Source organism: Microbacterium sp. (assembly GCF_003248605.1).
GTDB lineage: Bacteria > Actinomycetota > Actinomycetes > Actinomycetales > Microbacteriaceae > Microbacterium.
Genome location: NZ_QFPF01000021.1, coordinates 21,238 through 30,500 on the forward strand (window position 1 = coordinate 21,238; position 9,263 = coordinate 30,500).

Annotated in this window: 8 protein-coding genes; 2 read left to right on the forward strand and 6 right to left on the reverse strand. The window is 66.4% G+C overall.

What is annotated here, in order from left to right:
* The first annotated feature begins 144 nt into the window (after positions 1-144).
* Positions 145-1,017, forward strand: coding sequence for a formylglycine-generating enzyme family protein (locus DI573_RS05045; RefSeq protein ID WP_292811330.1), 873 nt, complete (start codon positions 145-147; stop codon positions 1,015-1,017).
* 22 nt (positions 1,018-1,039) lie between these two features.
* Here the strand turns inward: DI573_RS05045 and DI573_RS05050 are convergent, their stop codons facing one another.
* The 6 genes from DI573_RS05050 to DI573_RS05075 form a co-directional block, all read right to left on the reverse strand.
* A complete protein-coding gene (locus tag DI573_RS05050; RefSeq protein ID WP_292811315.1) occupies positions 1,040-1,309 on the reverse strand; it encodes a hypothetical protein in 270 nt (89 codons plus the stop codon).
* 535 nt (positions 1,310-1,844) lie between these two features.
* On the reverse strand, positions 1,845-2,528 hold the full coding sequence (locus DI573_RS05055; RefSeq protein WP_292811317.1) for a hypothetical protein: 684 nt from the start codon (positions 2,526-2,528) through the stop codon (positions 1,845-1,847).
* A gap of 52 nt (positions 2,529-2,580) precedes the next feature.
* On the reverse strand, positions 2,581-3,783 hold the full coding sequence (locus DI573_RS05060) for a DUF3322 domain-containing protein (protein WP_292811319.1): 1,203 nt from the start codon (positions 3,781-3,783) through the stop codon (positions 2,581-2,583).
* Positions 3,780-7,133: an SbcC/MukB-like Walker B domain-containing protein gene (locus tag DI573_RS05065; protein ID WP_292811321.1), complete on the reverse strand. Its 3,354-nt coding sequence runs from the start codon at positions 7,131-7,133 to the stop codon at positions 3,780-3,782. Before DI573_RS05065 ends, DI573_RS05060 begins: the two co-directional genes overlap by 4 nt.
* Positions 7,130-7,696 (reverse strand): DUF4194 domain-containing protein, encoded by a 567-nt coding sequence (locus DI573_RS05070; protein WP_292811323.1) that lies wholly within the window; start codon positions 7,694-7,696, stop codon positions 7,130-7,132. Before DI573_RS05070 ends, DI573_RS05065 begins: the two co-directional genes overlap by 4 nt.
* 89 nt (positions 7,697-7,785) lie before the next feature.
* Positions 7,786-9,150 (reverse strand): DUF3375 domain-containing protein, encoded by a 1,365-nt coding sequence (locus tag DI573_RS05075; RefSeq protein WP_292811325.1) that lies wholly within the window; start codon positions 9,148-9,150, stop codon positions 7,786-7,788.
* Between DI573_RS05075 and DI573_RS05080 the strand changes: the two genes are divergently transcribed.
* A partial coding sequence (locus DI573_RS05080) for a hypothetical protein (RefSeq protein WP_292811332.1) occupies positions 9,043-9,263 on the forward strand: 221 nt, incomplete at its 3' end. The genes DI573_RS05075 and DI573_RS05080 overlap by 108 nt on opposite strands.

Genomic DNA, 9,263 nt, shown 5'->3' on the forward strand with positions numbered 1-9,263 from the left:
GTCGTGTCCTCCGAAGCGCACTCCGGTCCCTCGATCGCCGCTCCCGCCTGCGGGTCGGAGCCCGGAGCGTGCGGCTGCGGGGCACCGTCACGGTCGGGCCTGCTGAACATCGACACGACGCGCACGAGCCGGGCACCGGCATCCATCCCCGGCGCGGGACGCCACACGATCGCCCAGGCGCAGGTGCCCGCCGGAACCTTCGTGATGGGCGACTCGTCGGGCCACCGCAACCCCGGCGACGGCGAGGTGCCGCTGCACGAGGTCACGCTCGCGGCGTTCGAGATCGACGCCACGACCGTCACCAACGACGACTTCGCGCGGTTCGTCGCCGACACCGGATACCGCACGGAGGCTGAGACGTTCGGATACTCCGCGGTCTTCCACCTCGCCCTCGCCGCCCCGCAGGACGACATCCTCGGCCAGCCGCCCGGCACGCCGTGGTGGTTCGGTGTCCGCGGCGCCGACTGGGCCCACCCGGGTGGGCGGAAGTCCTCGATCGAGGGCATGGGCGATCACCCCGTCGTGCACGTCTCGCACACCGATGCCCTCGCCTACTGCGCGTGGGCCGGCCGGCGCCTGCCCACCGAGGCCGAGTGGGAGTACGCGGCGCGCGGCGGAATCACCTCGGCGACCTATCCGTGGGGAGACGACGAACCGGATGCCGGGGGCACATGGCGCGCGAACATCTGGCAGGGCGAGTTCCCCCGCACGAACACGCTCGAGGACGGCTTCCTCACCACCGCGCCGGTGCGCTCGTTCGCCCCCAACGGCTACGGGCTGTGGCAGAGCGTGGGCAACGTGTGGGAATGGTGCGCTGACTGGTTCGACCCGAACTACTACGCATCCTCGCCCGGTACCGATCCGCGGGGCCCCGCGCACGGCGAATCCCGCATCCTGCGCGGCGGCAGCTACCTCTGCCACATCTCGTACTGCAACCGCTACCGCAACTCGGCGCGCTCGCAGAACACGCCCGACTCCTCGATGGGCAACGCCGGATTCCGCACCGTCGGCGTGTGACGAGCGCACGCCCCCGGCGTGGTCACCAGATGACGCCGCCGCCGATGGAGATCCCGCCCCACGTCAGAGCGATGAAGATGCCGGCGAAGACGACGGGCGCGATGCCCTTGCCGCTGCGCGCGAGCCCCTTGAGCAGGGCGATGACGGCCAGGATCGCCGCGATGATCGACAGACCGCCGCCCAGAATCAGCCCGATGAACAGCGGAATGGGCATGAGGATCAGGCCCGCCAAGGCGACCCAGAATGCAAACCAGGCAGTCGAGTTCGAGCGGCGTGCGGCAACGTCTGACATGGGATCGATACTCTCAGACTTCTGCGGCCCGTACGCGCACCGGGCTGAGGACACTTCGAGCCGTTCGAGGGCATCGTTCCCCGGCGCCGTCGTCACCGAATCGCTCCCCCATCGCTTCAAAGAGCTCCCCGCCGTCGCGCTCTACCCGCACGCCACGTACACGCAGACCCGCAGAGTGACCGACGTCCTCACCCGACCTGGCCACCAACCCTGAGGAGAGAGTCGAGCACACCGACACCGCGAGCAGCGGGGTTGGCTCACCTCGATGCCCTCGCAACGCGTCTCGATGAGGCTCGTTCGCGTGAGCGTATGGGGGATCTGCGGGGGGCGATCCGCGGGAACCACGCGAAAGCCCCCGGAATCACAGGAATCTCGGGGGCCTAGCTTGGCGGAGACGGAGGGATTTGAAATCGCGCCGATGGCAACCGAGTCGAACCGAAACCGCGTGATCCCGCGGTTTCTGACCTCGCGATAGGTCTTCTCGATCAGGTGGGTTGGGCTTGATTCGTGGCAGAAACGTGGCGGCTGGCATGGATCAGTCCTGGCCTGCCGGGTTCGACTCGATGATGGCAAGCAGTCGCTCAGTCTGCACGAAGAAGCGAGCAGCGTCGGGACCGATCGCGTGACACACGCTGCGCATGTCCCGCCTCACTCTGCGGAGGTCGTACCGATGCAATGGCTCGAGATGGGCGACACGGTTTCGGAGTCCATGCACGTTCGCCACTCGGCTCACGACGCTGTCTGCTGACCAGGTACCCGGCCACGCGGGGAACGCGTTCCTGATGGCCACAGCCCACAGCTTCTGCTTCGACTTGTTCGCTTTCGACGGAAGAATGTACCGCCATGTCCCGAGCGACATCTGTGCGAGGACGTCATCATGACAGAGCGGACGCCCGTGCTCAGCGGCGATCCGTCGCGCCCGGGTGACCGCGTTCGCCAGTTCCGTCTGGTTGAGCGCGCGCAGAAGGTACGGGTGGGGTCTCAGCGCCCAGTCAGGCGTGCCGGCCATCGCGTCGTTCCAGATGCGAAGCTCACGATCGATGGCATTGCGCAGGATGAGCTCGAAGACGTGAATCGCCTCCATCGCCGCGCCCGCAGCGTGCACGTTCCATTCGAACAGCTCGTGCGCTCGTGCAAGATCACCGCCGGTGTCGACGAGAAGCCGCCGCAACCGTGGACCCCCGATGAATCGGGAACTCACAGGCTCGAGCGGCGACACACACGCTAGACTAGACGTACAAACACCGGACGCTCTGCGGATCGGTGCTTACTCATAAGGGGCCCGGCGCAAGCCGAGGCCCCTTATTCTTTGCGTCGAGATCGACGATTTCGACCTCGGGATCAGAGCACGACTCAGCACACCCCAGCCTCGCGAGCGCATAGCTCCAGGGGATGCGTTCCTGCTCGAGGCGGATGTTCCCCTCTGCGCTCAGCGTCTGCAGCGTCGCGCGTTCACCTGACGTAAGGAACTCGCACACGCCGACGTTCGGTTCGGGATCGATTCCCCAAAGGTCTCGATGATCGAACAGTGTCACAGACTCCATCAACGCTGAGGTTGCTTCGACTCCCCTAGCCCGGAGTCTGTTGAGAATGGCGAATCCATGGGAGTCGAGGTCGCCCCAGTAGGTGACTGTCCGCGCCCAGGGGAGGCGAGCGACGAGATCGACGCGATGGCCTCCGCCGTGCACGGCGATCGCGCCGGGCACATTCGGCATTGCGAGCACTGTGGCGAGGTTCTCGAAGACGAAGACTCGCTGAGGCTGCAACGGGATCCCTGCAAGGTCGTCGACGGGCGCCGACATGTCGCTGAGCCCTCGGAACGAGAGCGATGGGTCAAGCACGCGGATCCGCACCAGCGGTGACGGCTCGCGAAGGCCCAGACCGGATGCGCCGGTTCCCGCTCGATGCAGTGCCTCCACAAGTCCCCTGCGGGCTTCGATCCATTTGGTGTGGATGCCGCGGATCGGCAGTTCTCGGATCAGGAGACCAGATGCCGGGTTCTTGCGCACCCAAGTCAGCACATCGACGAGCCTGTCGAAATCGACACCATCGAGGTCGGCGACCGCGCGGGCATGGGTGCGGAGCACGTCGCCGGCGTCGGGACCGGTCATCCCTCTCAACTTGTCGAGTCGCGCCACCAGAAGTCTCCACCGATCCGCCTCGCCCGCAACTTGAGCGATCACGTCCGGACCGTGTAGGACCGCGCGAACCGGCACCTCCTGCGTTCCGATGCGCGACCAACTTCGGACGACCCACTCGAGTTCGATTCCCGAGCCTTCGCCGACGCCGCGCCAGGCGTCGACCCACTCTCGAACGAGATTGAGGTCGCTGAGCGCCTCCCGCTCCGTTGGCGGACGCAGTGGGACGTCGAGCACGATAGCGGTCTGTTGCTCGGCCGCCCACGTGCGCGCGTCGCGGTCGAAGAGCTTCTTCGCTCGCGCGCGCAGATCGGCTGGGGTGACGAGTGTGGTCACGCGCGAGACTCCGCGCGTGGCGTTGCGGTGACCTCTGGCTGATCGACGGAGAAGACCACGTTTGCCAGCCCTGACGCGCGGCGGTCGGGGTTCGAGACCGACGTGATCGCTCCGACGTAGGGCTCGAGGGTCTGGAGCAGCTTCTGAGGTGTCGCGAGGATCATGTGGAACCCGAACTCTCGGAAGACCTCCATGGCGTTGCGCGTGTATCGGCTGTCAGCTTTGTCGAACGCCTCGTCAAGCACGATCGAACCGAACCGCGGGACCTCGTCCTCTTCCTCGGTGAGCTGGTAGCGCAGCGCGGCGGCGAGGCAGAAGATGACGAGCTTCTGCCTCTGCCCGCCTGACAACCCCTCGGATGAGTCGTACACCCGCATGACCCTGCCGGTCACGTCCTTCTCGCGCGCGAGGAAGCTCACATGAAGCCTTGTGTCGAGCACACGGTTGCGCCAGTCGAGATCGACGCGATCCTTGGAGCCTAACCGTCCGATCACGCGCTGCAGCACGGCAAAGCGCTGCTCCGCGCCGGCAGCCGACTCGTCGGCCCAGTTACCTTCGACGATGCGACGCAGGTCGGAGAGGAACTCGTCGACCTCGGGGGTCCGTGTCGTCTTCACATCGATCTCGAGGAAACGATCCACTCCCTCGAACGGGGATCTTCCCAGTGAGGCGTTGACGGGGAGGACGCGTTCTCGGATGAGCCCAGGGGCGTCGCGGAGGTCACTGAGCAAGTGGGCGACGACATCCTGCGATCGCTCCCGCAACAGCTTGCGGAACTCGGTCTCCTTCTCGGGCAGGCCGCGGGCAAGAATCCCCTCCCGAAGTTCCCGGTACCCGTAGCGGTCGCCGATCTCGGCAGTCAGCTCAGCGGCTGCCGCAGGCCATCCGAGCCGGAATTCCGCCGCATGCCCGGCGAAACGGGCTTCAGCGTCCGCAGCACGGCTGGCGGCAGCATCCTTATCCTTCGAGAGCGCCGACTGCACTCTTCGTGCGACCTCGTCCACCGTCTCCAAGCTGATGGAGCGCCGCTCGGCACGGAGCCGACCTTCGAGAGAATCGGCAACCCGCTCATCCACCGGATCGTGTGGGGCGGCATCGAGTTCCGCGATCTGCGCAGCGATTCCGTCGACGTAGCTGCGAGCCACCGCACGGCCCTCCAGAGCGCGCAAATGGTGCTGATTGGTGTCCATCAGCCGCTGCGTTGCACGTTCAGCGACGTCCTGGGCGTCACGGAGGGATCCCGACTCATTGGTGAGCTCCCGGAGCTCGTCAAGCCGAGCCGCCTTGACCGCGGCCGCGGACGCGACATCCACTCGGTCCCAGGTGAACTGCGAAACGCGTGCGAAGACGTCGCGCCGCGTCACCGCATCCTGATGGGCTGCGTCTGCCTCGGCATCCCGTGCGGCCGCCTCATCCATCGCCGCCATGGCTTGGCGACGACGCTCCAGCAACGCCTCGAGCCGGGCTTCTGTATCACCGCCCAGCACCCATCGAGTCGCGTCTTCGACGTCGTGGCGGTCGTCTTTCTCGTACCTGCGCGAGTTGCGCTTGACGAGACCACCGATCGTGACCCCACGTTCGACGTCGTCCAGATCGTCGGGGTGCGAGACGCAGGCATAGTCGAACTCGGTGGCGATGCGCTTGCGAACATACGCCGCGAAGGGCCCGTCGCTCACCACGAGACGATGCACCAAGGACCGGGAATCCTTCGGGCGACGCGGCTCCTCGACTGAGTGCGGAACCGCCTCGATGACGAGCCGAACGCCAAGTGACCGCGACTCGGCGGCACGCCGGGCCGGCGCAAGGTGCTCGTCGCGTACGAGGAGGGTCGTTGCGAACGGGGCAAGCACTCGCTCAGCTGCGCCGCGCCAAGCGGAGTGCTGCTCGACGACCGAGATGAGTTCGCCGGCGAACGGCAGTGCCGAGACAGGCACGCCGATGGCGTCCGCGACGAATCGCCGAACTCGCAGAAGCTTCTCGTCGAGGTTGCTCCGGTGATCCCTCAGCGACTGAATCTGCTTCGTCACATCGTCCAGCGCCTTGCGCGACCGACTCGCGGCGTCGCGCACGTCAAATGGCACCGCGGGGATGTCGTGAGCAGCCTCCCCGACAGCCGCCGCGAGGAGCTCCGCGAACTGAGCCGAGTCCTCGGGCATCGGCGCTCCGATGCGCGCCAGCTCGGCGGCGAGCTGTGCCCGGTACTTCCTGGCGACGTCCTCGTCGCGCTGCGCACTCTCGATCCGCTCCTGCAACAGCTCCACGCGCGCACCGCCCTCGTCCCGCACCCGCGCCTTCGCGTTCTCCAACGCTTCGCCCGCCAATCGCTGCTCTCGCGCGGCATCGCTCAGCTCGCCTTCTGCGCGCGCCAGTGCGGCCCGTGCGGGGCCGGCCGCCTCTCGCGCCAGCCGAAGTTTGAGCGTCGCGGTGAAGGGCTCGACCGCATCGTGCAGCCCCGAGATCCCCGCCATCTCGACGCCCGCCAGGTCGAACGCCGTGATCGCCTCGTCGACCTTGCGAAGCGCGTCGACCTGTTTGCGCAAGTCGACCACGTGCTTGTGCGCGGCATCCAGCTCCGTGAACTGTTCGACTGCGGTCTCGGCGCGTGAGAATGTCAGCGGCTGATCGAGCATGAACCCTCGAAACAGTGCGTCGAGGGTTCCGAGGTTCTTAGCGGACTGCGTCTTGTGAAGAAGCTGGAGCGTCGCCTCCCCGCGGAAGCCGAAGTGTCGGACGACGCGCTCATGGAAGCGACCGTGCCGCCCTCCGGTCGTGATGAGCGCATCGGGGAAGGCCTTCGACATGCGGCGTGCATCGATGCCGCCTTCGACGTGCGGCTTCACGTCGAGAAGCTCCACTTGACCGCGCACGAAGATTCGCGCGTCCTTCAATGCCGACGGGTCGGTGCGCGATCCAGGCGCGTGGAACACACGCAACAGGACGACCGGTTCGTCGCGGAGGTTCTCATAGCGCAGCAGGATACCGCCCCAGGTCGCCTTCGACCGAAGATATGTCGTCGTGGCCCGATCGGCGTTCTCGTCCGCTTCTTTGCTCCATGCCCCACGCACATAGCTCATCAGCGTCCGATCGCTCTGCCGGGAAGTGCCATCCTGGGCTGCCGCGTTGAGTCGAAGCCACCGATCGGGGGTGAGGACTGCGGCGATCGCATCGAGCAGCGACGACTTGCCCGATCCGGACGCCCCGGTGAAGAGGTGCCCGGCGCGTGCGACGTCGATCGCGATGTGTCCTGCGAACGTGCCCCAGTTGACCAGTTCGATCTGGGCAAGCCGCCACTGGCCGGGCCTGGTCTGATCGATCTCAGGCTCATCGGAAGGGAAAGTCAGCATTGTCATTCGGCCTGACCCTCGGTGTCCATAGGTAGCTCGGCACGTTCTCCTTCGCCCTCGCGGGCGATTCGCTGGTACTCCGCGGTGATCGCGCGGATCTGGTCAGCATCGACGAGAAGGCGGAGCACGGGCGAGATCTCCGCGCGATCGTCGCCGACCGCGTGCAGCACGCGGAGTTTGTTTTGCATCTTGTTCCACGACGAGTTGACTCGACTGGCGAAGTCCTTCTCGTCCCGATCAGCGGTGCGGAACACAGCAAGCCGCTCGAACACTTCCGCCTGCCCGACGATCACGCGCCCCCGGCCCTCCTCGCTCAGCAGTGTCTGCCGCAAGACAAGCAGCATCGCGGTATCCAGAAATGTCAGCGCCTCCGACCTCACCGCCTTCGGTGCATCGTCGGACGGTGCGTTGCGGACGAACGCGAACTCGTTGTCACGATCGATCACCAGTTCGAGGAAGAGGTCAGCGAGACGGGAGCGGATCAGACCCTCGTCGGTGAGGAGCACTGCCCACAGTTGCGCCTCCCGTGCGCCGGAGAGATACGGGCCGCGCACCAGACGCAGCAGCACACGTCTGGTGCGATCCGGAAGTTCACCCGAGTCGCCGCGCCAGAGGCCGGCGTGTTCGTCGGTTGCGGCATCCGCTGTCGTCGATTCGATCATGTCACCGCTCCTGTGAATCGGTGCGCGGCGATGATCGCCGCGCGCGCAACTCCGTCGGCGCGCTGCCACGAGAGCACCTCCGGCTCATCGTCGACGGTGCCCTGCTCGGCTGCGATCGAGAGCAGCCCGATCACGCTGCCGACCCCCTGCGTCGCGGGGTAGCGAGCGAGGACGTCCGCGACGGTGCACGACGGAGCCTCGGCAAGCAGATCGTTCACGTTGCGGGTCAGTTCGTCGAAGTCGATCTCGGTCTCCCGAGCGATCGCCCGCAACTCCTTGAGGCTCGCGAGGGACATCGTCTGCGTGACGACCTCCTCCGTAGCGGCGAACTCGGCCGGATCGTGAAGGTCGATGGCACCGACGCTCGATAGTGTCACGGCCGACAGATCTAGAGAAAGCGACGTCGGGTGCCACGGACGCGTGTGCGCGGCGGCTTCGACCCCCGCGTGCTGAGCCTCGCGCAGTAGAGTCCGTAGCACCCGGTCTCGCTGGTAGTCCTGCGACTGCACGTAGCGGCGCAGTGCCCGGGCGAACAACGTGATGACGTCATGAATTTCAGCGCTTCGACCCTTGAGCGTCGAAAGGAACGAGCGCAGCGCCCGGCGCTCGTCCGACGTGAGGTTGCGAGCGAATCCGCGGTCGAGAATGCGACGGATATCGGCCTCGAACGCGGCACCAAGCGCGGGGTCCAGCACGAGCTGTGCGAAAGCAGCGAAGCTGCGCCCGGCATCCGAGTCGGAGATGTGGTCGATTCCACGGAACACCTCATCGACGACCGAAGCCTGAGACACGTCGGACTCGACGATCTTCGTCCTCAGCGAAGTGTTGAGCGCCTCGAACTCGGCGCGGACCCGTGCAAAATCGTCGGGTACGTCCGCTGCTTGCCCCAGCACGTCTCGGACGCGTTCGAGCGCCCGGTCCTCGTCAATCGTGGCTTCGTCACCCGAGCGCAGGTTTTCGATCCGCCGCTCAATCCCCTCGATCTCTTCCTCGAGCAGCGCAATGCGCGCTGACACGTCGGGATCGGTGTCGATCGCGAGGCGATGTACTTGAGCTGCGAGACTCGCGAGACGCGACTCGGTAGCGCTCGATCGCGGGGCAGCGCGGCCCTGCAGAAAGCGGATTCCGGCGATCGCGTCAGGGGACAGCTCGAGCGTCTCACCGCGGGCTTCCGAGGACGGCCGACGCACCAGAAACCCCGCGTAGCGCCACTCCCCGCAATAGCCCTTCGCACTCAGCGGCAAGGACACCCCTTGCGCGCGGAGCCGCTCGAGATCGGCATCGATCCGTTCATACAGTTCCTCGGCGTCGACCCGGCGCTCGTCTCCACCAAGATGGACGCCGAGGAGACCGGCGATCACCGGCGCACTGTCCGCACGGAGAAGCTTCCACGCAGCATCGCGTTCAACAAGCTGGGCGAGCTCGAGGACGCGGGCGACGGCGGGCACGGGTCCATTCTGAAGGACGGCACCGA

Bases quoted from the DNA above. Each gene is read 5' to 3' on its own strand.
- DI573_RS05050 (WP_292811315.1), bottom strand. From the start codon at position 1,309: ATGTCAGACGTTGCCGCACGCCGCTCGAACTCGACTGCCTGGTTTGCA.
- DI573_RS05065 (WP_292811321.1), bottom strand. From the start codon at position 7,133: ATGACAATGCTGACTTTCCCTTCCGATGAGCCTGAGATCGATCAGACC.